24 protein-coding genes are annotated in these 26,584 nt (G+C 49.0%); 9 read left to right on the forward strand and 15 right to left on the reverse strand.

The window, feature by feature from the left end; all coding sequences use genetic code 11:
- Window positions 1-21 precede the first annotated feature (21 nt).
- A complete protein-coding gene (locus ACO0LE_RS13430; protein WP_422960863.1) occupies window positions 22-1,758 on the reverse strand; it encodes a proline--tRNA ligase in 1,737 nt (578 codons plus the stop codon).
- 270 nt (window positions 1,759-2,028) lie between these two features.
- Between ACO0LE_RS13430 and ACO0LE_RS13435 the strand changes: the two genes are divergently transcribed.
- Window positions 2,029-2,673 (forward strand): RNA pyrophosphohydrolase, encoded by a 645-nt coding sequence (locus ACO0LE_RS13435; protein ID WP_422960864.1) that lies wholly within the window; start codon window positions 2,029-2,031, stop codon window positions 2,671-2,673.
- A 28-nt stretch (window positions 2,674-2,701) separates the two neighbouring features.
- The gene (locus tag ACO0LE_RS13440) at window positions 2,702-3,211 is read left to right on the forward strand and encodes a CNP1-like family protein (protein ID WP_422960865.1); all 510 of its coding nucleotides are present in this window, start codon (window positions 2,702-2,704) and stop codon (window positions 3,209-3,211) included.
- Between the two features lie 62 nt (window positions 3,212-3,273).
- Here ACO0LE_RS13440 and proB read toward each other — a convergent pair whose 3' ends face one another.
- From proB to rplU, 4 genes are all read right to left on the reverse strand, one after another.
- Entirely contained in the window at window positions 3,274-4,392 is a 1,119-nt protein-coding gene (proB, locus tag ACO0LE_RS13445) for a glutamate 5-kinase (protein ID WP_422960866.1), read from the reverse strand.
- A 261-nt stretch (window positions 4,393-4,653) separates the two neighbouring features.
- Window positions 4,654-5,763: a GTPase ObgE gene (gene obgE, locus ACO0LE_RS13450; RefSeq protein WP_422960867.1), complete on the reverse strand. Its 1,110-nt coding sequence runs from the start codon at window positions 5,761-5,763 to the stop codon at window positions 4,654-4,656.
- A gap of 250 nt (window positions 5,764-6,013) precedes the next feature.
- A complete protein-coding gene (gene rpmA, locus ACO0LE_RS13455) occupies window positions 6,014-6,271 on the reverse strand; it encodes a 50S ribosomal protein L27 (protein ID WP_422955693.1) in 258 nt (85 codons plus the stop codon).
- Between the two features lie 37 nt (window positions 6,272-6,308).
- Entirely contained in the window at window positions 6,309-6,620 is a 312-nt protein-coding gene (gene rplU, locus ACO0LE_RS13460) for a 50S ribosomal protein L21 (protein WP_262835192.1), read from the reverse strand.
- A gap of 352 nt (window positions 6,621-6,972) precedes the next feature.
- Here rplU and ispB point away from each other — a divergent pair, with 352 nt between their 5' ends.
- The 7 genes from ispB (at window position 6,973) to ACO0LE_RS13495 (ending at window position 13,862) form a co-directional block, all read left to right on the forward strand.
- Window positions 6,973-7,902 (forward strand): octaprenyl diphosphate synthase, encoded by a 930-nt coding sequence (ispB, locus tag ACO0LE_RS13465; RefSeq protein ID WP_422960909.1) that lies wholly within the window; start codon window positions 6,973-6,975, stop codon window positions 7,900-7,902.
- 442 nt (window positions 7,903-8,344) lie between these two features.
- Complete coding sequence (pilB, locus tag ACO0LE_RS13470; protein ID WP_422960868.1) at window positions 8,345-10,066, forward strand: type IV-A pilus assembly ATPase PilB; 1,722 nt, start codon at window positions 8,345-8,347, stop codon at window positions 10,064-10,066.
- 11 nt (window positions 10,067-10,077) lie between these two features.
- The gene (locus ACO0LE_RS13475; RefSeq protein WP_422960869.1) at window positions 10,078-11,310 is read left to right on the forward strand and encodes a type II secretion system F family protein; all 1,233 of its coding nucleotides are present in this window, start codon (window positions 10,078-10,080) and stop codon (window positions 11,308-11,310) included.
- A complete protein-coding gene (locus tag ACO0LE_RS13480) occupies window positions 11,310-12,176 on the forward strand; it encodes a prepilin peptidase (RefSeq protein ID WP_422960870.1) in 867 nt (288 codons plus the stop codon). Before ACO0LE_RS13475 ends, ACO0LE_RS13480 begins: the two co-directional genes overlap by 1 nt.
- On the forward strand, window positions 12,176-12,811 hold the full coding sequence (gene coaE, locus ACO0LE_RS13485; protein WP_422960871.1) for a dephospho-CoA kinase: 636 nt from the start codon (window positions 12,176-12,178) through the stop codon (window positions 12,809-12,811). The genes ACO0LE_RS13480 and coaE overlap by 1 nt, the downstream gene beginning before the upstream one ends.
- Window positions 12,812-12,897: 86 nt before the next feature.
- Entirely contained in the window at window positions 12,898-13,653 is a 756-nt protein-coding gene (zapD, locus tag ACO0LE_RS13490; protein ID WP_422960872.1) for a cell division protein ZapD, read from the forward strand.
- Window positions 13,654-13,667: 14 nt separating this feature from the next.
- Complete coding sequence (locus ACO0LE_RS13495) at window positions 13,668-13,862, forward strand: DNA gyrase inhibitor YacG (protein WP_422960873.1); 195 nt, start codon at window positions 13,668-13,670, stop codon at window positions 13,860-13,862.
- 117 nt (window positions 13,863-13,979) lie between these two features.
- On the opposite strand, the gene ACO0LE_RS13500 is transcribed toward ACO0LE_RS13495, so the two are convergent.
- The 10 genes from ACO0LE_RS13500 to ACO0LE_RS13545 form a co-directional block, all read right to left on the reverse strand.
- A complete protein-coding gene (locus ACO0LE_RS13500; protein WP_422960874.1) occupies window positions 13,980-15,536 on the reverse strand; it encodes a sigma 54-interacting transcriptional regulator in 1,557 nt (518 codons plus the stop codon).
- Between the two features lie 45 nt (window positions 15,537-15,581).
- Window positions 15,582-16,220 carry a hypothetical protein gene (locus ACO0LE_RS13505; RefSeq protein WP_422960875.1) on the reverse strand — a complete coding sequence of 213 codons (639 nt, stop codon included), beginning with the start codon at window positions 16,218-16,220 and terminating at the stop codon, window positions 15,582-15,584.
- Entirely contained in the window at window positions 16,217-17,512 is a 1,296-nt protein-coding gene (locus ACO0LE_RS13510; protein ID WP_422960876.1) for a D-amino acid dehydrogenase, read from the reverse strand. Before ACO0LE_RS13510 ends, ACO0LE_RS13505 begins: the two co-directional genes overlap by 4 nt.
- Window positions 17,513-17,559: 47 nt before the next feature.
- Window positions 17,560-18,684: an alanine racemase gene (gene alr, locus ACO0LE_RS13515; RefSeq protein ID WP_422960877.1), complete on the reverse strand. Its 1,125-nt coding sequence runs from the start codon at window positions 18,682-18,684 to the stop codon at window positions 17,560-17,562.
- Between the two features lie 591 nt (window positions 18,685-19,275).
- A complete protein-coding gene (locus tag ACO0LE_RS13520) occupies window positions 19,276-19,683 on the reverse strand; it encodes an NUDIX domain-containing protein (protein WP_422960878.1) in 408 nt (135 codons plus the stop codon).
- A gap of 249 nt (window positions 19,684-19,932) precedes the next feature.
- A complete protein-coding gene (locus ACO0LE_RS13525; protein ID WP_422960879.1) occupies window positions 19,933-20,796 on the reverse strand; it encodes an ATP-binding protein in 864 nt (287 codons plus the stop codon).
- A gap of 35 nt (window positions 20,797-20,831) precedes the next feature.
- Window positions 20,832-22,070, reverse strand: coding sequence for a bifunctional glutamate N-acetyltransferase/amino-acid acetyltransferase ArgJ (gene argJ / locus ACO0LE_RS13530; protein WP_422960880.1), 1,239 nt, complete (start codon window positions 22,068-22,070; stop codon window positions 20,832-20,834).
- Window positions 22,071-22,179: 109 nt separating this feature from the next.
- Window positions 22,180-23,310, reverse strand: coding sequence for an acyl-CoA dehydrogenase family protein (locus tag ACO0LE_RS13535; RefSeq protein WP_422960881.1), 1,131 nt, complete (start codon window positions 23,308-23,310; stop codon window positions 22,180-22,182).
- Window positions 23,311-23,329: 19 nt separating this feature from the next.
- A complete protein-coding gene (locus ACO0LE_RS13540) occupies window positions 23,330-24,526 on the reverse strand; it encodes an acyl-CoA dehydrogenase family protein (RefSeq protein ID WP_422960882.1) in 1,197 nt (398 codons plus the stop codon).
- Between the two features lie 145 nt (window positions 24,527-24,671).
- A complete protein-coding gene (locus ACO0LE_RS13545) occupies window positions 24,672-26,264 on the reverse strand; it encodes a 3-hydroxyacyl-CoA dehydrogenase (protein WP_422960883.1) in 1,593 nt (530 codons plus the stop codon).
- Window positions 26,265-26,584 lie beyond the last annotated feature (320 nt).

Here is a 26,584-nt window from a genome sequence, read left to right on the forward strand (position 1 = left end):
AACATACTCCATACCAGTATTTTATTTACCTCTTAACTTGGTTAAGACAAATTCCAGCATATCGGCAACGGGTAATTCACTCGCCTCAGCATCGCGACGACCTTTGTATTCCAGCTTGCCTTCTTTCAAACCACGATCGCCGATGACGATACGATGCGGCACACCGATCAACTCCCAGTCCGCAAACATCGCGCCTGGACGCTCGCCACGATCATCAAGCATGACATCGACATTTGCATCGAGCAGTGCCTGATATAACTTTTCGGTCTCAGCCTTCACCGCATCACTTTTTTCCATGCCCATCGGGCAGATCACAACTTCAAACGGCGCCAGCGCCGCAGGCCAGATAATGCCTTTGTCGTCAAAATTCTGCTCAATCGCCGCACCCAGAATACGCGTCACACCGATTCCATAACATCCCATTTGCAAGAATTGCGGCTTGCCGTTTTCGTCAAGGAAAGTCGCTTTCATATCTTCGGAATAGCGTGTCCCCAACTGGAATACATGACCGACTTCAATTCCGCGCTGAATTGCCAATACTCCCTTGCCGTCCGGCGATGGATCACCAGTGACTACATTGCGCAAATCGGCAACAAGTGGCTCGGGCAAATCGCGCACCCAGTTAGCGCCGGTAAAATGAAAATCTTCTTCGTTCGCACCGCAAACAAAATCACTCATCATCGCCACCGTACGGTCTGCAACAACCTTGACCGGCAACTTAGTATTGATAGGACCGAGGTAACCTGGCTTAGTTCCGAAGTGCTCTACGATCTCGTCTTCGGTGGCAAAACGGTAGTCCGCCAGCCCCGGGACTTTGCTCGCCTTGATTTCATTCAACTCATGGTCGCCACGCAGCAGTAACAGCCAGACTTGTTTGCTGATTTTGTCTTTTTCTTCAGTCTCGACAGTGAGCACGATGGACTTGACTGTTTGTTCCAGAGGGATAGACAGCAGGGCAGCAACATCTTCACATTTGGCTTTGCCTGGCGTCGCCGTCTTGGTCAATGTCTGTGTCGCAGCCTGACGCTCAGCGAACAGCGGCATTGCCTCTGCCGCTTCCATGTTGGCGGCGAATTCGGAGGTTGGGCAATATACCAGTGCGTCTTCGCCGGTATCGGCAATTACGTGGAACTCATGCGAGCCGGAACCGCCAATGGCACCATTGTCAGCAGCCACCGCGCGAAAATCAAGACCGAAGCGAGTGAAAATACGAACATACGCGTCGTACATAACTTGGTAAGATTTTTTTAAGCCTTCGACATCACGATCAAAAGAATAAGCATCTTTCATCGTAAATTCGCGACCGCGCATCAATCCAAAACGAGGACGGCGCTCATCGCGGAACTTGGTCTGAATATGATAAAAATTAATCGGCAACTGGCGATATGAACGGATTTCCTGACGTGCCACATCCGTGATCGCCTCTTCCGAAGTCGGCTGAATAATAAAATCACGACCATGCCGGTCTTTCACCCGCATGAGTTCCGGACCATATTGCTGCCAGCGTCCCGTCTCTTGCCACAGCTCAGCAGGCTGGACCACCGGCATTACCATCTCGACGGCACCGGAGCGATTCATCTCTTCGCGGACGATGGCTTCCACTTTACGAATCACGCGTAAACCCATCGGCATATAGTTATAAATGCCGGAACCGAGGCGCTTAATCATGCCCGCCCGCATCATCAGTTTGTGGCTGACAATTTCCGCATCGGCAGGAGCTTCTTTTAAAGTAGAAATAAAAAATCGTGTAGCGCGCATGACAATGATTCTTTTCAAAAATTGAGGGTTATAATCGACTCAATTTTAAAGGATTAGCTGGCTAATGCGCCTACTGTTTAGCAATTTGATGATGGAAAACCGCTCGATATGCTCGAAATCAACCAGAGATCGACATAAATAAGGATATTGCGCATAAAAAATGCGCTGATTGATCGATGATTATCACTGTCATCGATGAATTCCTGATGACAGAACTACGTCAAATTGCTGAAAAAGACGCTTGGCCGCAGAAAGTTTTGAGGTAGGGTCATGCTCGATCGTGAAGGCTTTCGGCCTAACGTAGGCATTATATTGCTCAACGCCAACAATGAAGTCTGGTGGGGCAAACGTGTACGCGAACACTCCTGGCAATTTCCCCAGGGTGGCATTAAGTATGGAGAATCTCCTGAGCAAGCGATGTTTCGCGAACTTGAGGAAGAGACAGGCTTATTGCCGGAGCACGTTAAGGTCATTGGTCGCACACGCGACTGGCTGCGCTATGAGGTTCCCGATCATTTCATTAAACGCGAAATTCGCGGGCACTATCGCGGACAAAAACAAATCTGGTTTTTGCTGCGCATGCTGGGTCGTGATTGCGATGTGAACCTGCGAGCCAGTAACCATCCTGAATTTGATGCCTGGCGCTGGCATGAGTATTGGGTTCCCTTGGATGTCGTGATTGAATTCAAACGCGGCGTGTATCAACTGGCGCTCCAGGAGTTGTCACGTTTTGTACACAGGACCGAACATCCAGGTTCGGGGCGTCAGGGGAATCGTCAATTAAAGCAGAACCCTCAACCAACGAAAGAGCTTCATCATGTTGAGCAGCCTGATCTGCAAGTTGTCACATCAACGTCTGACCTCATTAAAGTAGCGGATGCAGATTCGGCACCGCCCTCTGAAAAAACCGAATAACCGTGCCGCTTTTGCAGAATTTTCGACTATGTTAAAAAAAATTTACGCCGCTACTGCCTTATTGCTGGCATCTGGCCTGTTACTGCCCGTGCATGCGCAAACTGTGGACGACGAGGCAGAAAAGGAATGGAAAGAACTTGCATTGCAGCTTCCGGCAGCACCAGAGGCCAGCAATATGGTTTCCTTTTACGACAGCGGCAGCCAGTCTTTTGCCATTGACAGCAAATCCATCACGATCACCAGTGACGGCATTATTCGCTACAGTCTGATTGCCGTGAGCAGTAATGGCGCTAAAAATGTGAGTTACGAAGGAATACGTTGTGCAACTTATGAAAAAAAGTTGTATGCCTTTGGCAGGCCCGATGGAAGCTGGTCACGCTCACGTCGCAATCAATGGGATAACATCTCCGCATTGAGCGCCAACAAACAACATAGCACGCTATTTAATGACTATTTTTGCGAAGGCAATTCCATCGCCGGTAAAGTCAGCGTCATAGTTGACAGGATTAAACGACATCAGATTATTAAGCCTTATTAATCTGCGTTGATCTGAGCATCCTTATGTTGAAATGATGATGGTGCTGCTTTAATTTTAAGCAATCAGAGCAGTACCATATTATCTCTGTGAATCAATTCTGGCTCTTCTACAAAACCTAGAATCGCGGCAATCTCAGACGAGGGATGTCGCTTAATCCTTCGTGCCTCGGCACTGGCATAATTACTCAGACCTCTGGCAATTGCCTGACCAGCTTCGTTATAACAAGTCACAACAGCACCACGCCCAAATTCGCCGCGAACATCAAGCACACCAATCGGCAGAAGCGATTTTCCCTCAGTGATCAATTTTTGTACTGCACCAGCATCTAGCACGATTTGTCCCGCTGTCTGCAAATGATCTGCCATCCATTGCTTACGTGCTGCCAACGGCGCCATTTGCGAGATCAGTTGCGTACCAATCGCCTCCCCTTTAGCCAAGCGCACCAGCACGTTATCCTCACGGCCCCACGCAATGACCGTATGCGTTCCGGAACTGGCACCGCGCTTTGCGGCTAATATCTTGGTCAGCATGCCACCGCTTCCCAGGCTTGAGCCTACGCCTCCAGCCATCGCCTCCAGGGCAGGATCACCAGCTCTGGCCTCACGTACAAATTGTGCGTCAGGATTCTTACGCGGGTCTGCCGTATATAAACCTTTTTGATCGGTCAGAATGATCAGCGCATCAGCTTCAATCAGGTTGGCGACTAAAGCACCTAAAGTATCGTTGTCGCCGAACTTAATTTCATCCGTCACGACGGTATCATTCTCATTAATTACCGGAACAATGCCAAACCTAAGTAGAGTAAATAAAGTAGAACGCGCGTTCAGGTAGCGTTCGCGGTCTGCCAGATCAGCATGCGTCAATAAAATTTGCGCGGTACCAAGTCCATGCGCACGGAAACTGGTTTCATAAATCTGCGCCAAGCCCATTTGCCCAACTGCGGCGCAGGCCTGTAATTCGTGTATTCCCGTTGGACGCCTATCAAAACCGAGGCGCTGCCGCCCTTCGGCGATAGCGCCTGAACTGACTAACACCACTTCCTTACCCAGCTTACGCAATTCAGCGATTTGACCCGCCCATTTTTCAATGGCAACGCGGTCCAACCCTTTGCCGTCATTGGTAACAAGTGAGGAGCCTACTTTGATGATGAGTCGCTTGGTGCTTTGAATAACTGAGTGCATGAGATGATCGTTGATGTACGAATTTAATTAAGCTACAGGATACCTAGAACACTCAAAATTATACTTTATATGGATAGAAATCATAAAAACTAAATTTCATTCCGAAAATTTAGATTAAATCCGACTAATCAAGTATTTTTCTATCTTTCTCACTTCCAAAAAAATTTCTTAATTCACAAATATAGTTCTTGGAAAAATTTCTAAAAATACAAATGAAAAAAGCCTGAAAAACAGGCTTTTTTTAAAAAATACAGGAATCGATCAATCCAACACTTTAAAACGCGGATCATCAGGATCAATCGACAAAATCCCCTGCGCCTCTTCCGTCATCTGGGTTTCCTGGGAGCGCTGTTCTTGCAAGCGCTTTTCAGCAAGATATGCATAAATTTCGGTAACGAGATCTTCACAACCTTCACGATTCAAGGCAGAGATTTCGAAAACAGGACCTTTCCAGCCAAAACGCTTGACGAAATCTTTTACTTTTTTCTTGCGCTCATCTTCCGTCAATACATCGAGCTTATTAAGCACTAGCCAGCGCGGCTTATCGTATAAGGCCTCATCATATTTGCGCAACTCCTTGATGAGAGCTTTAGCATCTTTAACTGGATCAACACCATCATCAAATGGGGCGAGATCAACAATATGCAATAACAAGCCTGTACGTTGCAAATGTTTAAGGAATTGCACGCCAAGACCAACACCATCGGCAGCGCCCTCGATCAAACCTGGGATGTCGGCGATCACGAAGCTTTTTTCATGACTGACTCGAACCATACCTAAATTCGGATGCAAGGTCGTGAACGGATAGTCGGCAATTTTAGGTCGCGCATTGGATACTGCTGTGATAAACGTAGACTTACCCGCATTCGGCAAGCCCAGCAGCCCTACGTCAGCCAATACTTTCAATTCGAGACGCAGTTCGCGACGTTCACCCTCTTTACCATCACTACGCTGACGTGGCGCGCGATTAGTGGAAGATTTGAAGTGGATATTGCCCCAGCCACCTTCTCCACCTTTAACCAAAACAACCTGCTGTCCGTGCTCCGTCAGATCGGCAATGACTTCATCCGTATTGCGATCTGCAATCTGTGTACCTACCGGCATACGCAAGAAAATATCATCCGCACCTTTGCCATAACAGTCTGCACCACGGCCATTTTCACCATTTTTTGCTTTATGCAACTTAGAAAAACGGTAGTCGACCAGCGTATTGATATTACGATCTGCGACGGCAATAATACTGCCGCCCTTGCCACCGTCACCACCATCAGGACCACCGAAAGGTCTGAATTTTTCACGGCAGAACGAGGCAATGCCATTGCCGCCGTCACCTGCAATTACTTCAATCCGTGCTTCGTCGATAAATTTCATTTGTATCACCTATAAATTCAGTGCGTCCGAATAGGAACAATATGCACTTCGATTCTCAGTTCCCGTGAAAAGAAAGAGCAGAATCTGCAATCTTGCCTGAAGACTGCCAAAACAAAAAAGAGCTTGTATAAATCGCCGTAAAACACAAAGGCTGACTTATACAGGACCTCTTGAAACTAAAAAGGCTCTACCAACGGCAGAGCCTTTTTTATCAGGCTTTCGCCTTATTCTACTAGCTGTAAGGCCCTAATTACGCCGCTACAACAATCGCGTATTGGTGCTTAGCAGCGCCTTTGATTGCGAACTGTACCTTGCCATTAACCAATGCGAACAGAGTATGGTCTTTACCCATACCGACGTTTTCACCTGGGTGAACACGTGTGCCGCGTTGACGAATGATGATGCCGCCAGCGTTGATAGCTTGGCCGCCGTAAACTTTAACGCCTAAGCGTTTTGACTCTGAGTCACGGCCGTTGCGCGTGGTGCCGCCGCCTTTTTTGTGTGCCATTTATTAGCTCCTTGGATTGTCAGTTAAATCAACCGGCTTAGCCGTTGATAGAAACGATTTGCAGTTCTGTGTAATTTTGGCGATGGCCTTGACGCTTTTGGTAATGCTTGCGACGACGCATTTTGAAAATGCGCACTTTGTCGTGACGACCTTGCGAAATTACCGTAGCCAGCACCGTAGCACCTGCGACCAAAGGAGCACCAAATTTAATGGTGTCACCTGCGCCCAAAGCGAGCACTTGATCAATGGTGATTTCGGAGCCAATGTCTGCAGGTATCTGTTCTACTTTAAGTTTTTCACCAGCGACAACTTTATATTGTTTGCCACCGGTTTTTATGACCGCGTACATGTGAAACCTCATCAAATGATATGAATAATCGAATTTTTTGACCCGAATGAAGCATTGAAATCGGGAAAACCTCCAATTATACATAGACTTAGCGAGTCGGTCAAAACATTCCTGCAATTCTGCTTTTTGCGCTTTACCCATTAGGTTCAAGCACCGTCCTCCACCCAAGCTATCAGAAGAATGCCATTAGTTTGCAGCAAAGCTACACTGAAGTTCCCGTAAGGTGCAGCGCGAAATAGCAAGGGCATCGTATAATCCCCGCTTCTCAAGCAATCACGCATTTTTTGCAGGTACCGCCTTGTCTGCCACAACATCTACTCAAAATAGTATTACTGAATCCATCGCCACCGATATGGCTTTAGTTAATCAGGTGATACGCACCAAGCTTCATTCGGAAGTACCTCTGGTCAATCAAATCGCTGAATACATTATTAGCGCCGGTGGAAAAAGAATACGCCCGGTACTGGTGTTACTAATGGCGAACGCTTACCAATACCAAGGCACGCACCACCACGAGCTGGCGGCAATTGTCGAATTCATCCACACAGCAACATTACTACATGATGATGTTGTCGACGAATCATCCATGCGTCGCGGCAGAAAAACAGCTAACGCACTGTTTGGCAATGCTGCCTCAGTTTTGGTAGGTGACTTCCTGTATTCGCGCGCTTTTCAGATGATGGTCTCCATTAATCGCATGGAAGTCATGGAAATCCTAGCAGATGCAACGAATGTTATCGCGGAGGGTGAGGTGCTGCAATTACTAAACATGCATGATCCTGATGTTACCGAAGAAAGATATTTGCAAGTCATCCGCTCTAAGACTGCAAAACTATTTGAGGCTGCCGCACAGGTAGGTGCATTGATTTCCGGCGCTACAGCCCAACAAATTGAAGCAGCAGCAGAATATGGCCGCTCACTTGGCACGGCATTTCAACTGATCGACGATGTACTCGACTACTCCGGTAATGCGCAAGAAATAGGGAAAAATGTCGGCGACGATTTGCGTGAGGGAAAACCGACACTACCACTGATTTATTTGATGAAAAATGGCAGTGAACAAGAAAAGCATTTGGTTAAAAGTTGCATTGAGCAAGGTGACGAAACGCAGTTTGACGCGATATTGGAAGCCATTACCAAGTCCGGAGCACTTAACTATACAAGATCAGAGGCAATGAAAGCATCTCAGCGTGCTGCATCGTCAATACAAACCCTTTCAGATAGCTCATACAAAGACGCCTTGCTTGCTTTATGTAAATTTTCAGTTGATAGAAATCACTAACAACCAGCAAATGAGTTTTTATAGAAATACGTGCGCCATGTTTTGTTTACGGCAAATAAGAATCACTTTGAACAAATCACCCACACAAAATTGTTTCCAAGTGTAACCCTCCCTCTTCCCTGCAAATATTGCTCGCCATGAGGGCAATTTTGGCCCGGTTTCCGTCCAAAATCGTGGGTAATTTCACACGAAAAATCCATTTATCCGATTGAACAATTAGTCGAAAAACAAGAAGCCCTTTATACTAAGAGAAGTTTCTCGTATGGAAATCATTTTAGTGACTTCAACATTAAGCGCTACTTAGGTGTCGTGCATTTGTATATCGTTAAGTAGTCACATCCACATTATCAAATGAATGAAATGGATTCCTTTACAAAAGAAGTGCTTGGTTGCATTATCTTAAGGCAATCATCGCCCGGACGAACTTTACGATAAAGAACTTATGTCAGCCGTCTTACCAAACATATCTCCATCGACATCGGGACTTGCCAGAGCTCTGATGCAAGGCAATGTACTACCGGCTGCACAAGTTGATAGTGCGCTCAAAAAATCACAGGCAGATAAAACAGCATTTATCGATAGTTTGATACAAAGCGGGGCGATGAGTGCGCGTGACCTCGCGTCATTTTGCTCAGAAACATTTGGCTACCCTTTGGTAGACCTGACTTTATTTAATGAAAGCAGCCTACCAGAAAAAATCGTCGATACTAAATTGATGCAGACGCAAAGGATTATTGCTCTTGCAAAACGCGGGAATAAAATAGCCCTTGCGGTATCGGATCCAACGAATACATCTGCACAAGATCAAATCAAATTCCAGACTGGTCTAGGAATTGAACTCGTCATTGTGCAACACGATGCGCTACTGAAACTTCTGGATAGACTGGGTAAAACATCGGAACAAAGCCTGAGTGACATTTCCGGCGACGATTATGATATTGAGTTCAAAGAAGAAGATATCTCCACCGCATCTGCTGACGCTCAGGCAGCCGAAGTTGATGACGCACCAGTAGTCAAGTTTTTACAAAAAATGCTGATAGACGCCATCAATATGGGCGCATCGGATTTACACTTCGAACCCTTTGAAAAATTTTATCGCATCCGCTTCAGGGTCGATGGAGAGTTGCGAGAAATTGCACAGCCACCACTCGTAATTAAAGATAAACTTGTGTCACGTGTCAAAGTTATTTCCAAGCTAGATATATCAGAAAAACGCGTGCCGCAAGATGGTCGTATGAAGCTGGTTTTGTCCGCGACAAAAGCCATCGATTTTCGCGTCAGTACACTACCGACGCTGTTTGGCGAAAAAATCGTTATGCGTATCCTTGACGGGTCGCAAGCACAAATGGGAATTGATGCGCTCGGATATGATCCGGACCAAAAAGAGATACTGATGAATGCAATTCAGCGTCCTTACGGAATGGTTCTTGTTACAGGGCCAACGGGTTCAGGTAAAACAGTTTCGCTATACACCTGCCTCAATGTCATTAATAAACCTGGCATTAATATCTCTACGGCAGAAGACCCTGCAGAGATTAACTTACCCGGTGTGAATCAAGTGAATATCAACGATAAGGCAGGATTGACCTTCCCCGTTGCTTTGAAGTCGTTTCTTCGGCAAGATCCTGACATTATCATGGTCGGTGAGATTCGTGATCTTGAAACTGCTGACATTGCCATCAAAGCTGCACAAACTGGTCACATGGTTTTCTCTACCTTGCACACGAATGATGCCCCGTCGACGTTAACACGCTTGATGAACATGGGAGTTGCACCTTTTAACATTGCATCCTCCGTCATTCTGATTACTGCACAGCGCTTGGCACGACGTCTCTGCACATGCAAAAAAACTGCAGATGTGCTGGACGAAGTTTTGATACAAGCAGGTTTTAAAGATGAAGAATTAGATGGTACTTGGAAACCCTATCAGCCAGTAGGTTGTGATCGCTGTAGTGGTAGCGGCTACAAAGGTCGCGTAGGTATTTATCAAATTATGCCGATTACCGAGGCCATTGAACGTATTATTTTGGCAAACGGCAGCGCCTTGGAAATTGAAAAACAATCAGAAAAAGAAGGTGTAAGAACATTGCGTCAATCTGGCTTGCAAAAAGTCAAACAAGGCCTTACCAGTCTCGAAGAAGTTCTTGGCTGCACCAACGAATAACAGGACGATATATGGCGACAACTCCAAAAACAGCCGCAAAAACTGGCCAAGTTAAAGAGCAAGTTTATGCTTGGGAAGGAAAAGACAAATACGGAAAAACAGTCCGGGGAGAATTGCGTGCTGGCGGTGAAGCAATTGTTAACGCAACACTAAGACGTCAAGGTGTTTTGGTAACAAAGTTAAAAAAGAAGACCTACGCATCAGGCAAAAAAATCACTGATAAGGACATCACTCTTTTTACTCGTCAATTAGCGACCATGATGAAAGCAGGTGTTCCGCTTTTACAATCATTTGATATCGTGTCAAAAGGCCACACAAATCCGTCCGTGTCAAAGCTATTACAAGACATTCGTGGTGATGTGGAAACTGGGACAAGTTTAAATCAGGCATTTCGTAAGTTCCCACTTTACTTTGATCCATTGTTTTGTAATTTAGTTGGTGCAGGTGAGCAAGCCGGTATTCTTGAAGATTTATTGACGCGACTCGCTATATACAAAGAAAAAACGTTAGCGATCAAAGCTAAAATCAAATCTGCGTTGACCTACCCAATTGCAATTTTATCTATCGCTTTCATCGTAACCGCAGTGATCATGATTTGGGTAGTCCCAGCTTTCAAGCAAGTATTCACAAGCTTCGGTGCTGATTTGCCGGCACCTACTCTTTTCGTAATGGGAATTTCAGATTTTTTTGTCGAATATTGGTATCTGATTTTTGGTACTGTATTTGGAACCATTTACTTCTTCTTTCAGTCGTGGCGCAGATCCTTAAAAATGCAAAGATTTATGGATAAAGCTCTATTACAAGCCCCCATTTTTGGTGATGTCATAAGGAAAGCAACGATTGCTCGCTGGACAAGAACACTTGCCACGATGTTCGCGGCTGGCGTTCCATTAGTTGAATCACTTGACTCGGTTGGAGGCGCTGCTGGTAATGCTGTATATCTTGATGCGACTATAAAAATTCAAACCGAAGTTAGCACCGGGACTAGTCTGACAGTAGCTATGCAAAATTCTAATGTTTTTCCGAATATGGTCACTCAGATGGTATCTATTGGCGAAGAGTCTGGCGCATTGGATCAAATGCTGGGTAAAGTTGCTGATTTCTATGAGGACGAAGTTGATGAGGCGGTTGCCTCTCTATCAAGCCTGATGGAACCAGCGATCATGGTTATTTTGGGTGTACTAATCGGTGGCTTGGTTGTTGCTATGTATTTGCCGATTTTCAAACTCGGATCCGTAGTTTAATGCTCGACATGTTTTTTTTTGCGCCACCAGCTTTCTGGCCCAGCGTGATCTTAATTGGTGTAATCGGCTTACTCGTTGGTAGCTTCTTGAACGTAGTTATCCATCGCATTCCCAAAATGATGCAAAGGGAATCGGATAACTATGTGGCGAGTGAGAGCGGTAATGAATTGCCTCACGCTGACCGCTACAATCTCATGGTGCCGCGCTCTGCGTGCCCTCATTGTGGGCACCAGATTACTGCCTTGGAAAACATTCCGGTGTTTAGCTACATTGCAATAGGCGGCAAATGTACAACATGTAAAGCATCGATTTCGATACGTTATCCATTAGTAGAGCTGCTTACTGGCGCTCTCTCTGGCTATCTTATTTGGCACTTCGGTAGTGGCGTCGCTGGTCTAGGGGCTGTCGTATTTGCCTGGCTTTTAATCGCAATGACTTTCATTGATGCTGATACGCAACTACTGCCTGATGATCTGACTTTGCCTTTGTTGTGGCTCGGCTTGTTAATTAATCTTCACGGCACATTCGCGTCCTTGCACGATGCGGTCATCGGTGCGGTCGCTGGCTATCTCGCTTTATGGTCCATTTACTGGCTGTTTAAGCTCGCAACGGGTAAAGAAGGTATGGGCTACGGCGATTTTAAATTATTGGCAGCTCTTGGCGCATGGATGGGCTGGACCATGCTACCTGTTATTATTTTGCTATCCTCAGTGGTCGGTGCGATTGTAGGGATCAGCTTGATCGTATTGGCAAAAATGGGTAAAAACAATCCTATCCCGTTTGGCCCCTATCTTGCTGGAGCAGGCCTCATTGCGCTAATCTGGGGTAAAACTCTGTCGCAGCAATATCTGGGCATCCTTGGCTGATGGAGTTAGCGCAGGTATTTAGCCTGGGGCTGACAGGCGGAATCGGAAGTGGCAAAACGACTGTCGCCAATATGTTCGGCGAGCTTGGTGCCAGCCTGATTGATACCGACCTTATTGCCCACCAACTTACCACGCCGCATGGTGTTGCCATATCACTGATTCGCCAGCAGTTCGGCGATGCCTCTATTCAGGCGGACGGAGCCATGGATCGCGCAAAAATGCGGGAACTGGTTTTTGCGGATGCATCCGCCAAAACCAAACTCGAACAAATTCTCCATCCGCTCATCAGACAAGAAACTGAACGCGCGGCAAAACAGGCGACAGGCAGCTATCCAATTTTCGTTGTTCCCCTCTTGGTCGAGTCTGGTAACTGGAAGAAAAAAGTCAGCCGAATTCTCGTTGTGGATTGTCCAGAGCAAGTGCAGGTGCAGCGTGTGATGGCAAGAAATAATTTAAATCAAGAGCAGGTACTCGCCATCATGCATCATCAGGCCAGCCGCCAGCAAAGACTGGCCGCAGCCGACGACATCATCGTCAATGATGGCGATCTAGACGCAATCCGCGAACAAGTCGCCGGGCTGCATCGCAAATATTGTCAGTTAGCGCAAACATCGATAAAAAATCACAAACAATAAGCACGCAATGTTTGTAATTTTGCTCAGCATGGTTCAGAATCACGTGACACTTGCGCGTTAGCACCAATTTTGACAGGGATATTATTTTGATCGTTTACGAATACCCTTTTAACGAGCGTATTCGCACGTTATTGCGGCTAGAAGACCTGTATGAAAAATTCACTTTTTTCCTACATCAGTCTGATCCTATGCAGCATCACGTTGCCCTCTCCACCATTTTTGAAATGCTGGAAGTCGCTGGTCGAGCCGACCTAAAGTCTGATCTCCTGCAAGAACTGGAACGACAAAAACACACTCTCATCAGCTTCAAATCTAATCCCAATGTTCAGGCGGACATGCTGGATCAGATTCTTAACGAGGTAGATCGCGCCAGCAGCGCCCTGATGGCCTCCACTGGCAAAACTGGTCAGAACGTTCGTGATAATGAATGGTTGATGAGCATACGTGGTCGCACGATTATTCCCGGCGGGGCCTGTGAATTTGACTTACCCAGTTACCACGCATGGCAAAAGAATCCTGCTGAAAAACGTTTCGCGGATATTGCCAATTGGTTTGCGCCGATTGCCCCCTTATTTGATGCGATTAATATCGTCCTGAGGCTATTGAGAGAATCTGGTGTAACGACGAAAGTCATTGCACAGGCGGGTAGTTACCAGCAAATGTTGCAAGGAAAAATATATCAATTACTACGCGTCAGCGTGGTACGTGAGATAGGAGCCATTCCGGAAATCTCAGCAAATAAATACATGTTGTGGATACGCTTCATGTCCCAAGACGGTGATATGAAGCCGAAAGCTTTTGAAAGCGATATCCCGTTTGACCTGACACTCTGTAATTTTTAATGTAATAGAGACTTATGAGCACAGTTGTAGATTGCCCGACTTGCGGCAAAAAAGTAGCCTGGACCATTGAGAATACGTATCGTCCGTTTTGTTCTGAACGTTGTAAAAAAATTGATCTGGGTGCGTGGGCAGAAGAAAAATACACGATCCCCGCTGTAAATTTGCCCGAAGATCCCGACGAGGATTTATCTCAATCAAACCTGCAATAATCCCATCTATCAGAATCGGTTACAGGATCCGTAATAGGATCAATTGGGTTAATGAAGTCAATAAGGTCGCCAAGTATCAGTTTGCATCGGCACCTCCACTAAAAATGCACACCAATTCTAACGCTTGGGGATTCCGTATTTCCTGAGTTTAGCGGCAATCATAGAATGCGAAGTATCCAACCGGCCAGCGAGTTTGCGGCTCGATGGATACTGCAAATACAGCTTCTCAAGCAAGCTTGATTCAAATGCCTGCACCGTCAATTCCCAGCTTTCCGCTGCATCGATATTCACCTCATCCGCAGTAATACTTCCTTCAGCCCAATCCAGATCAGCAGCATCTAGTACCCGCTCATCCGACATCGTAATTGCCCTGAAAACGACATTTTGCAGCTGGCGCACATTGCCTGGCCAGCGGTTCGCCACCAGTGCCGCACAAGCAGCGGAATTCAAGCGGCATACGGGCTTTTGCGCCTGTGTGCAGGCGCGCTCAATGAAGTGTCTGGCAAGCGGCAAAATATCATCCGGACGCTCGCGCAGTGCTGGCATTTCCAGATGCAGTACATTCAGGCGATAAAATAAATCTTCGCGGAACAAGCCTTCCTGCACCATCTTGCGTAAGTTGCGGTGGGTCGCACTAATAATGCGGACATTCACCTTAACCTCCTTATCGCCACCAATACGCCTGAATTTACCGTCGTTCAAAAAACGGAGTAGTTTCGCCTGCAGATATAATGACATCTCCCCGATCTCATCCAGAAACACGGTGCCGCCATCGGCCATTTCAATCAATCCTGGCTTGCCGCCACGTTGCGCGCCAGTGAATGCACCGGACATATAACCAAATAATTCACTCTCTGCCAGACTCTCAGGCAACGCCGCGCAGTTCAGCTCAAGAAAAGGGGCATTGCATCGTGCACTGACGCCGTGGCAAGCCTGTGCCAGCAATTCCTTACCGGTTCCCGTCTCACCCGTGATAAGCAACGGCGCATCCACTACTGCCACCTTGGCGGCCTTCGCCTTGATTGCCCTGATCTGCTCGGACTCACCAATAATGAAGTGAAAACCACTCCCTTCAGAGTGCTGCAATGCATGTATTCTGCCACCGATACGACGTGGCGCATGCAGGGTCAATACAGCTCCCACGGTCTGACCGTTACGTGCCATATCGTGAGTGATCGGTTCAGAAACCGGAGTGACGTCCATCCAGAACGGCTCGCCATTCAAGATCACCTCACGACTTGGAACATGAAAAGAACTGGATATCAACTCCTCCTGGACTGAGGTATCTTCCAGCAAATCGACCAGGCTTTTCTGGCAGAGAATTTCCTCTGACATGCCGGACACAGCCGCTGCTGCGGCGTTCGCCACGACGACCCGGCCGTTTGCATCGATGGCCAACACCGGGTCTTCCATCACGGCCATCATGGTGTCAAGATTCAGGCGGCGACGTTTGCCAGGCAAAATATCAAGAATATTGATTTTACCTACACCGCGCACCTGATCACAATCCTGCTGCAAGGATGGCAGCATAAACTCAAGCAGCTCAGGACTATCGATATAGATATTTGGAGGATCAACTTCAACACCGACGACATTCAACCCGCGCAGGGCGAATACCGCCAGTATTTCATGCGCAATCCCTACTCGATCTTTAAACTGGATATTGATGCGCATCGGCCTTGCTTAGGTGAAGAGTGAGCAGGTTATCGTCTCAGATGATCAGTGGGGTTCGGGGATGTAACCGCGTGGTCGTGCATTATGGCTGCGAAAACTTGTGGTTGACGCTAACCCGCGCAGACGACCGAGATCAAATTGTTCTAATTGTTGAAACACTGCACGATTGACGGTCATTTTGACCTGCATCATCAACAGATCAACGCTTTGCTGGTTAGAGCTACGTGGTCTGGATGGACGCTCACGTTCTTTAACCGTGTCATTCGCCGCATCAAAAGACTCTACACCATTTTCTGCATCAATCTCTGCCTGTGCAGCTTTGGCATTCAATTCTTCGCGTACCTTCTCTTCTGCTTTAGCAACCGCTTTTTCTTCCGCCAGACAGAAACAGCGATAAATATCGGCGAGTGTGATGATACCGTTACAGGAGCGGCAATGCCATGCATCTTTTTCTTTCACATCACGTGCGACCAGACCATCTTTACTCAGCGTAGACAGGATAGAGCGCACCAGCCGTGGCGTTTTTCCTGTTGCTTGCACCAGTGAAGCGACAGTTGCTGTGCGTGGCATTACCATCACGATTTGCGCCAGCAATTCGATTGCTGTGTAGAAGCGCATGTTGAGTGTCGGGTCAGAAAATATCTCGGTCGTCGAGACCAGTTGCTCACGTTCGATCAAATTCATGCTTGCAACTCCTTGGCTACAATAATCGGACGATTCGCATTGCCATAACGATCCATGAACAGGCCTTCCGTAGAAATAGCAGGACGTTTGTTCGATACGACGTCAGCGATAAAACGGCCGGAGCCGCACGCCATAGTCCAACCCAATGTTCCGTGACCGGTATTCAGGAAAAGATTGCGGAAGGGTGTAGGTCCGACGATCGGTGTGCCGTCTGGCGTCATAGGACGCAAGCCAGTCCAAAATTCCGCTTTCGCGATATCGCCGCCACCTGGAAACAGGTCCGTGACCGAATGCACCAGTGTCGCCCGTCTCTCCTCGCGTAAGCTCAGGTCGTAACCGGTAATTTCTGCGGTACCACCGACACGGATGCGATCACCCAGACGCGTAATGGCGATCTTGTAGGTTTCATCCATCACAGTCGACTCCGGCGCTTTTTGCGCATCGATAATCGGTACCGTGATCGAGTAGCCTTTAATCGGATACACAGGAATTTTCATCCCCAGCTCCCGCAGCATGACTGAAGAATAACTTCCCAAGGCCAGCACATACGCATCGGCCTGCACGGTACCCGTCGAGGTTTTTACGCCGGTAATGCGATCACCCTCATGAAGAACTTTTTCGACGATCACACCGTACTTAAACTGAACGCCCAACTCTTCAGCCAGTTTGGACAGATTTTGGGTAAATTTAAAACAATCTCCGGTTTCATCACCTGGCAGGCGTAAAGCGCCGACAAACTTATTCTGCACATTTTTCAGTGCCGGTTCGACTTTCAGACAGGCTGCTTTATCCAGCACTTCGTAAGGTACGCCATAACGATCCAGAATATCCGTATCGAATTTGGATCCTTCGAGTTGTGCCTCGTTACGGAATAACTGCAACGTTCCCTGAGTGCGCTCGTCGTAATGAATCCCGGTATCGGCACGCAACTGCTGCAAAGTATCACGGCTATATTCCGCCATGCGCAACATACGGCCTTTGTTGATCTCATAACGCTTAGTCGTGCAGTTCAACAGCATCTGTGTGACCCAGCGCCACATATGCGGATCGAGGCTGGGACGAATAGCCAGCGGGCTATGCTTCATCATCAGCCATTTTACAGCTTTCATTGGAACGCCCGGTCCGGCCCATGGCGCAGAATATCCGGGGGATACTTCGCCCGCATTCGCGTAACTGGTCTCCAATGCAGCAGCGGGTTGACGCTCGATTACCGTCACCTCGTGTCCGGCTTTGGCCAGGTAATACGCTGATGCGGTACCGATTACGCCGGCGCCCAGTATGACTACTTTCATTGTGCTTCTCCCTTATTCCTTACATCACTGGAATGACTTATTGGATACTACTCAGATTCAGATTCTAGGTAATGGCGATGATAACGCTGACCCAAACTAGTCAGGATTTCATAGCCGATGGTATGAGCGAGTCTGGCGACGATATCGACCGTATTTGTCGCTGATAACAGATCGACCGGCGCACCCGGGTAAAGCTGCGCCGCATCGACATTGCTCACGTCGAGCGTAATAGTGTCCATGGATACATTGCCGACCATCGGTGCCGCCTGACCCGCGATATACGCGACGCCGCGATTGCTCAGACTACGCAACCAGCCATCTGCGTAGCCCACCGCTACCGTCGCAATAGTGCGCGCAGCCGGTGCCCGGTATGTAATGCTGTAACCAACGCCAGCCCCCGCAGCGATCGTGCGGATCTGGATAATTTTTGCTTGCAGAGAGGCGACTGCCTTCATAGGATTCGGTAGGTCGGCAACCGGCGCCACGCCGTACAAAGCCGCACCGGGGCGTGCCATATCGAAATGAAAATCGGAACCTAAAAATATTCCGGAAGAATTCGCCAGCGTCGCACCACAGGCGGGTAATAGTGCCCGCAATGCCCTGAAGGTCTGCAACTGCTGCTGATTCATCGGATCTTGCTGATCCTCCGCACAGGCGAGGTGACTCATCAAATGCGTCACCTGAATTCCCTGCGTAATCGCCGGATCAGCCAGCCACGCCTGAACTTCTTGCGGCGACATCCCCATCCGTGACATGCCCGTATCGAGCTGCACAATGGCCGGCAAGGTCTTTTGCTTTGCGGTCGCGAGTGCGCGCCATGCTGCAATTTGTTCCAGACTATTTAAAACAGGAGTGCAATTAAATTCAAGGAATTCGGCTTCGTAGCCGACAGGGGAACCGTGCATTACATAGATCGCACTCTCCGCCAACAAATGGGGACGCAGTGCAATCGCCTCATCGAGATGCGCCACAAAAAAATCACGGCAAGCTTCTTGCTGCAAAGCCTGAGCAACTTTAATTGCACCCAGACCATACGCATCGGCTTTGACCGCCGCACCGCAGCGGGCCTTGCCTAATTTATTTTGCAAAAAACGATAGTTATGACGTAAAGCTGGAAGATCAATCGTCAGAATAGCGCCCGCACGTCCCGCTGCTTCTGAGTTTCCCGTCATATGCCGCATTTACACATCTCCGTAGTGACCATCGCTATTCCATTTCCAGATAAGTCTGAATAACGCGCTATTCGCTCGTGCTGTCTGTAGTAGCCACCCACCAAGGTGCGCCCTTTTCTCTTATTCGCTGGAAACGACATTAGGGATCGTATTAGCAATCGCCATGCCACAAAATTTTATTGAAATAATTCAACGACTTAGAAAATATTCATCGGAAATACCGATAATCATGTGTATTGCTTTCAATACACTCGAATGAATTTTGATGAAAATCTAGAGTTTCTCTTCTAGCATGTCACGTAAACTAGACACTGTATTGATAACGATACAGTGTATGAATTCTAGTACATGCGGACTAATGACACTAGCTGAAAAGACAAAAAAGTCTCAGGTGACGCATGATTTCAGCATTATATGACAGCGGCAATACTTGAAATTACGCACTGTAGCGGAATGCATACAATGCTGAACGCCATATTCCGGGAGGAGAAAGAGGAAAAATGATTGGCCAGTGCGGAGAAAAACTAGCGCTCAGTGCCAGCCATCTGCAAGCAAACCGACTTACATCGAAATATCGAGATACCTGCCGGATTACACAGCAGCGTCAGCGCGCCTGACGTCCAGCCACTCCAACAGCGGAATGGTCGCTGGCAATAATGGGGACACAGCCACACTTCCCTGCCAGGCGAAAGCCTGACCTTCCAGACTTTGCGGCTGACCAGTCCACTCATGACTGATATAAAAATGCAATCGCACATGTGCATGCGGATACACATGCTCGACGCCGCACCAGGGTTCGGCCGTATCGATCTGCACACCAAGTTCCTCAACAAATTCCCGTTTCAAGGCATCCAAGATACTTTCGCCCGCCTCGACTTTGCCGCCCGGGAACTCCCAGTAACCTTCGTAAGGCTTGCCCGCCGGGCGTTGCCCTAATAAGACATCGCCATTCGGCTTCATCAAAATACCGACTGCGACATCAATGGGTGCTGGTTTCATAGAATAAGGAAGTAAGGTGGTAATACTGCTCAGTTAGACTGTGCCATTTGTTTCGTCATTCCGGCGATAGCCAGAGTCTAGTGACATATTGCCAAAAGACGCTGTATCCCTGTCTGCGCAGGGACGACGACTTTAGGTTTAGAGCTTAACTGAACGACATTAGAGTAAGAGGGAGTATTTTTAAATAACTAGATAAAACCTGCGGATAAAGGCATATAAAACCATATACACCTACCCAGTATCATACAATTATGCAAGCTTACCCGCATAGTCACGGGCGAACTGCCATGCAACACGCCCAGAACGGGAGCCGCGCTGCAAGGCCCAGCGCAGCGCATCACCACGTGCAGCAGCCACCTGCTCCGCATTACATCCCATACTGCCTAGCCAGTGCGCGACGATATCCAGATAGTCGTCTTGCTTAAACGGATAAAACGAGACCCACAGGCCGAATCGTTCGGACAGCGAGATTTTTTCTTCTACCGTTTCGCCGGGATGCAAGTCGCCGTCCTCGGCATGCGTATAGCTTGAGTTGTACGACATTTTTTCCGGTAGCAAATGACGCCGGTTTGAGGTCGCATAGATCAATACATTATCGGATTGCGCCGCGATGCTGCCATCCAGCGCGACTTTTAGCGCCTTATAGCCGCCCCCGCCTTCCTCAAACGATAAGTCATCGCAAAAAATAATGAAGCGCTCAGAACGTTCAGCGACCAGATCAACGATATCCGACAAATCCGCCAGATCTGATTTGTCGACCTCAATCAAACGCAAACCCTGACCGGAAAATTGATTCAGGCAGGCTTTAATCAAAGACGATTTACCGGTGCCTCGCGCACCTGTCAGCAGTACATTATTGGCAGGCTTGCCACGTACGAATTGCAAAGTATTTTGCTCAATCTGCTGCTTCTGAATCGCAATATTATGCAAATCACCAAGTGCAATAGACGATGCATGACGCACCACTTGCAAATAAGCGACATTACCGCGCTTACGCCAGCGAAATGCCGTACCCAGCGCAAAATCTGGTGGCGGTGCTGAGGCGGGCAATAACTTTTCCAGTCGGCTTAATACCTGTTCAGCACGGACTAAAAATTGATCAAGTTGCGTCATTCTGTTTCCATGCACGGAGTGATATTAAAGGAGTATTAAGAACGGTAATCCGCATTGATCGATACGTAATCATGCGACAGATCACAGGTCCATACCGTCGCCTCGGCATCACCGCGAGCGAGTTTGACGCGAATCGTGATTTCGCTTTGTTTCATCACGCGCTGACCGTCTTCTTCTCTGTAATCTGGATTACGTCCGCCATTTTTGGCGACCCAGACATCGTCGAGGTACAAATTCAATTTACTCACATCCAGATCACCGACACCGGCATAACCGATCGCCGCCAGGATACGTCCCAGATTCGGATCAGAGGCAAAGAACGCCGTTTTAACTAAAGGAGAATGCGCAATCGAATACGCAATCTTACGACACTCATCAATATCACGACCTTCCTCAACCGTAATTGTCATAAACTTGGTTGCCCCCTCGCCGTCACGGATAATCATGTGCGCGAGTTTTTGCGACAAATCGATCACGGCTTTTGCCAGCAACTGATATTCCGGCGTATCGATTTCATTGACTTCGACATCGGATGCTCCCGTCGCGATCAGCATAAACGAATCGTTGGTCGATGTATCGCCATCAATCGTGATGCAATTAAAAGATTTGTCCGCCGCCTGCTTGACCAGATGATCGAGTACCGGTTGGGCGACTTTCGCGTCCAGTGCCAGATAGCCGAGCATGGTCGCCATATTCGGCTTGATCATGCCCGCACCTTTACTGATACCCGTCAGCGTCACGGTCTGTCCATTGATAACGACGGTCGCTGACGCAGCTTTTGGCTGCGTATCAGTTGTCATGATCGCCTCGGCTGCCGCGTACCAGTTGTCGGCTTTTAAATTCACAATCGCCTGCGGCAAACCTGCAACCAGACGATCCACCGGCAAGGGCTCGAGAATCACGCCAGTCGAGAACGGCAAAATCTGCGACGCTTCGCACTGCAACAATTCAGCCAATGCAGCGCATGTCGCGTTCGCCGCGGCCAGGCCGGCGTCTCCCGTCCCCGCATTCGCATTACCTGTATTGATCACCAGCGCACGAATCGGTCCAGCCGACATGTGTAACCCCTCTAGATGCGCCTTACTTACCTGCACCGGCGCAGCACAAAACCGATTAGTCGTGAACACACCTGCAACGGTCGCCGTCGGCGCCAGCGTCATGACCAGCACATCTTTACGATTCGGTTTTTTAATACCCGCTTCAGCATATCCAAGCTGGATACCGGTAACAGGAAGTAAGTCGGCGGCGACGGGAAGAGGGGAATTAACGGCCATGATCTGTCCTAGCGATGAAGTCAATCCAATATTGTAGGGTATTTTTTGACGGACTAAGCGACTAAAACTCACGCTGGACGCGAATCCAATTGAGACTCATCAGAGGCAATTACGACACCAAGCGTTGCGCCACCACCTCCAAATGATAATCCGTACTACCGAACTGCAACTCTATCGCCATTAATCGTTTAAAGTAATGGCTGACGTCAAGCTCATCTGTCACGCCCATGCCACCGTGGAGTTGGACTGCTTGCTGGCCGACAAAGCGACAGGCCTGGCCTATCACTGCTTTTGCGGATGATAGGGCAATGCTGCGGCTGGTCGTGTCGCGATCTTCGGATCTGACGGCGGCGAGGTAACTCATCGAGCGGGCTTGTTCTATGTAGAGCACCATGTCGGCCATCTTGTGCTGGAGTGCCTGGAATTTGCCGATGACGACGCCGAACTGCTGACGATTTTTTGCATAAGCGATGGTGGCGGCCAGCAGTTTATCGAGTGCGCCAACGGCTTCTGCACAGACGGCGGCGATGCCGAGATCGAGTGTTTGACTGAGTGCTACTTCGGCATCGGATTGGGCATCGAGCAGGCAGTTTGCGGGGATGATCACCTGATCGAGATAGATTTCGGCAGCAGCAATACCGTCGACCGTGGTGTAAGGCAGAATGCGCAATCCTGGCGTTGATTTTTCGATGGCAAATACCGACAAACTTTGATCCGGCATACGTGCTGTGACGAGTAACAGATCAGCCGAGGCACCATGCGGTACCACGCTCTTGTGTCCGTTCAATACATAGCCTCCGGTCTCAGTCGCTGGCTTGGCACTGGTGTTGATGTTCAGACGGTCGAACCGGGTAGTGGTTTCGTCATGGGCAAGTACCGCGACCGCTGCGCCGCTGATCAGATCAGGCAGGTAGCGGGCGCGTTGTGCAGGATTGCCGGACAAGCTGATCATCCTTGTCGCGAGCACGGCGCTGGCGAGGTAAGGTTCGATTACCAGACCCTCGCCCATCACTCCCATGACGAGCATGGCATCGATCGCTGATCCGCCCAGGCCACCGTCTTCTTCGGTGGCTAGCAACGCCAGTAAACCAAGGTCGGCAAATCCCTGCCAGACCTTTCTGCTGTAACCGTTGGGCGTTTTTTTGGCCAGCTGACGTTGGTCAAAACTTGCCTCGTTACCGATGAAGCGGCGCGTGGCATCTTGCAACATCGTCTGCTCTTCGCTGAAGGTGAAATCCATTGTGTGCTCCGTAGTTTTTTTATAAACCGAGAATCATTTGGGCGATGATATTCTTTTGAATCTCATTCGATCCGCCGTAGATAGAGAGCTTGCGCATATTCAGGTAATTGGCGGCGAGTGAGGTGGCGTACTCGGGACCAGCATGCTCTCCCTGATAGCCCGCCGCCATCGCATCACGCCGCAAAGGCAAGGCATAAAGACCAACCGCCTGGGTCATAAGCTCGGTAATCGCCTGCTGGATTTCAGTTCCTTTGATTTTTAAAATTGAGGCTTCAGGCCCGGGGGTTCTGCGCTGCTCTTCGGCTGACAGTACGCGCAGGTTGGTGATCTCCAGCGCGGTCAGATCAACCTGAATCTGGGCAATGCGTAATGAAAATTGCGGATCCTGAATAAGTGGTTTGCCGTTTTTTATTTCTTGACTGGCGATCCGTTTCAGGCGCGCAAGCTCCCGCTTGGCAATGCCGATGCCCGCGATATTGGTGCGCTCATGGCCGAGCAAAAACTTGGCATAGGTCCAGCCCGCATTTTCTTCGCCGACCAGGTTCTCTTTCGGTACGCGCACCTGATCGAACCAGACTTCATTCACTTCATGCGCGCCGTCCATGGTGATAATAGGACGTACGGTAATGCCCGGCGTTTTCATATCGATCAGCAGAAAGGAGATCCCGCGTTGCGGTTTGACTTCCTGATCGGTACGCACCAGGCAAAAAATCCAGTCGGCATACTGGGCTTGCGTGGTCCAGGTCTTTTGCCCATTGACGATATAGGAGTCACCATCCCGCTGCGCCGTCGTTTTGACAGAGGCGAGATCGGAACCAGAACCGGGTTCGGAATATCCCTGACACCACCATTCTTCGCCGGATAAAATATTAGGCAAAAAGCGTTGCTGTTGTGCGGGCGAGCCAAAAGCCATGATGACCGGAGCCACCATCTTGACACCGAAAGGAACAATTCTCGGCGCACCGGCAGCGGCGACTTCTTCTTCAAAAATGTATTTCTGTACCGCTGACCAACCGGTGCCGCCGAACTCGGTTGCCCAAGATGATCCGCCCCACCCTTGCGCATGCAGAGCTTGCTGCCAGCGCACATAATCATCCCTGTCCAGGATCAATCCGTTGACAACTTTGTGCTGAATATCCACTGGCAGAGCACGGGCGATAAAAGCTCTCACTTCTTGTCGAAAGATCTGATCCTGCTCACTAAAATTGAGATTCATACTGGGTTCCCACGATGACGACGTACATGTTGAACGCTGAGACAATATACCCATACTCCACCCCTGTATTTTTAAAAGCACAATAGAAATAAGCGGAATCAAGCCTATTTTTATATAAATTAGGGGGAGTATGGGTAAACTGACCTTATTTTTCTATCTGATGTAACGATAAACGGAGCTGCGCACGGCGCTTCAGCCAAGGACTCGGACGATACCGCGGATCGCCGGTATGCAGCAGTAAGCACTCCAGAATTTGCAGCACCGTGGCGACACCCAGCTGGTCACCCCACGCCAGCGGGCCTTGCGGATAGCCAAGGCCAAGTTTGACGGCGCGATCGATATCTTCAGGTAAGGCAATATGCTGCTGGGCGATGTCGCAAGCAATGTTAATGATATGGGCGACGACTCGCTGTGCGACCAGGCCATAGCTGTCGCGGATCACACTGACCGCAGCACCATCGGCACTGAAAAAACTGTCTGCCATAGCGCGATACATATCGCTGGTCGCAGGCGTCGTCATCAACACGCGACGGGTTGTGAGGCTAAACAACACATCCATCGCCAGCGTGCGTTGCGGATCAAGGCCTTCGTTGATGCAGCAGGTACTGGCGTCATCACCGATAGGCGTGACGATGCATAAACTATCCACACCGGGGCGCTCCCCCTGATCAAATTCAACACCGGTGCTGCTTGCCAGAGTCGCGATCAAATCCCGTAAGCCCTCACTATGTCCGGACCGAGCGCGACTGAGCCAGATCGCAGGGGGTAAGTGAGCCGAAGGTGCGACGCCTGTCTGCGGCAACACAGCGGTTTGACTGAGCTTTTTACCCGCATTGTCGTAGCGATAAAAACCTTGTCCTGTTTTTTTACCCAGCACACCCGCCGTCAGCATCTGACGTGTCAGGCTTTGCGGACGAAAACGCGGCTCTTCATAGTATTGCTGATAAATCGATTCCATCACCGGGTGCGAGACATCCAATCCTGTCAGATCCATCAGTTCGCAAGGACCTAGCTTGAATCCTGCACACTCACGCAAAATATGATCGAGATGCGCGATGTCCGTCGTATTCTCCGCCAAGATGCGCAAGCCCTCGGTACCGTAACCACGACCGGCGTGATTGACGATGAAGCCTGGTGTATCTTTGGCGCGCACCGTTGCATGACCCCAATGCGTACCCAATGCAATCAGGAAATCCACGACCTCTGCATCAGTCAGCAAGCCGCCGATGGCTTCGACAATTTTCATCAGTGGCACAGGATTGAAGAAGTGAAATCCGGCGACACGCTGCGGTACTTGCAAGCCAGCCGCGATGGCGGTCACGGATAAAGACGAGGTATTCGTCGCCAGTATGGCTGTTGGTCCGACGATGGATTCCAGCTGCTGGAACAAGGATTTTTTTGCAGCGAGATCTTCGACGATCGCCTCAATGACGATATGTACATCAGCCAGATCCCTGATATCGCCGGCAATCGACAGGCGCGCAGCCGCGACATCGGCAAGACTCTGCGTCAGACGGCCCTTCTCCACTAATGTAGCGAAGGTCGACAGCAGCTCATGACGTGCAGCCTGCGCGGCACCGGCACGACTGTCCATCAGCCGCACCTGCGTCCCAGCCAGAGCGGCGATCTGGGCGATCCCGCGCCCCATCACGCCACAACCGATGACACCCAATATTAGGTCAGGTGAATCATAGGCGGGCCGCGGTGAGGCGGCTCCTTGTAATTTATGTTCGTTCATTGCGTCGTCCTGTTACTTGGTTTGCCGGGAGTTCGGGCGATTCCCTGCTTTGCTGTTCATCGTGCTGCCCATCAGATTGCACATCAGGCTGAACATTAGACTTAATATCAGATTAAGCATTGAATCGGTGGTCTGACTGCATCGCCATACCGCGGATCAACTTAGCCGCACGCTTATTGGTTCATCGCGGCTTGCACAGTATTTCGATGCCATTCAAAATTGCATGATTGTGAGCATTTTTCATCTACGTTTTCTACTTACCTTTTCATTGGGCGGCGCTCGCGGCGTCCCACTTTTTTATCATGCCGACTTTGCGTTTT

Origin of the sequence: Undibacterium sp. Xuan67W (assembly GCF_049340165.1) — a bacterium.
Taxonomy (GTDB): Bacteria; Pseudomonadota; Gammaproteobacteria; order Burkholderiales; family Burkholderiaceae_D; genus Undibacterium.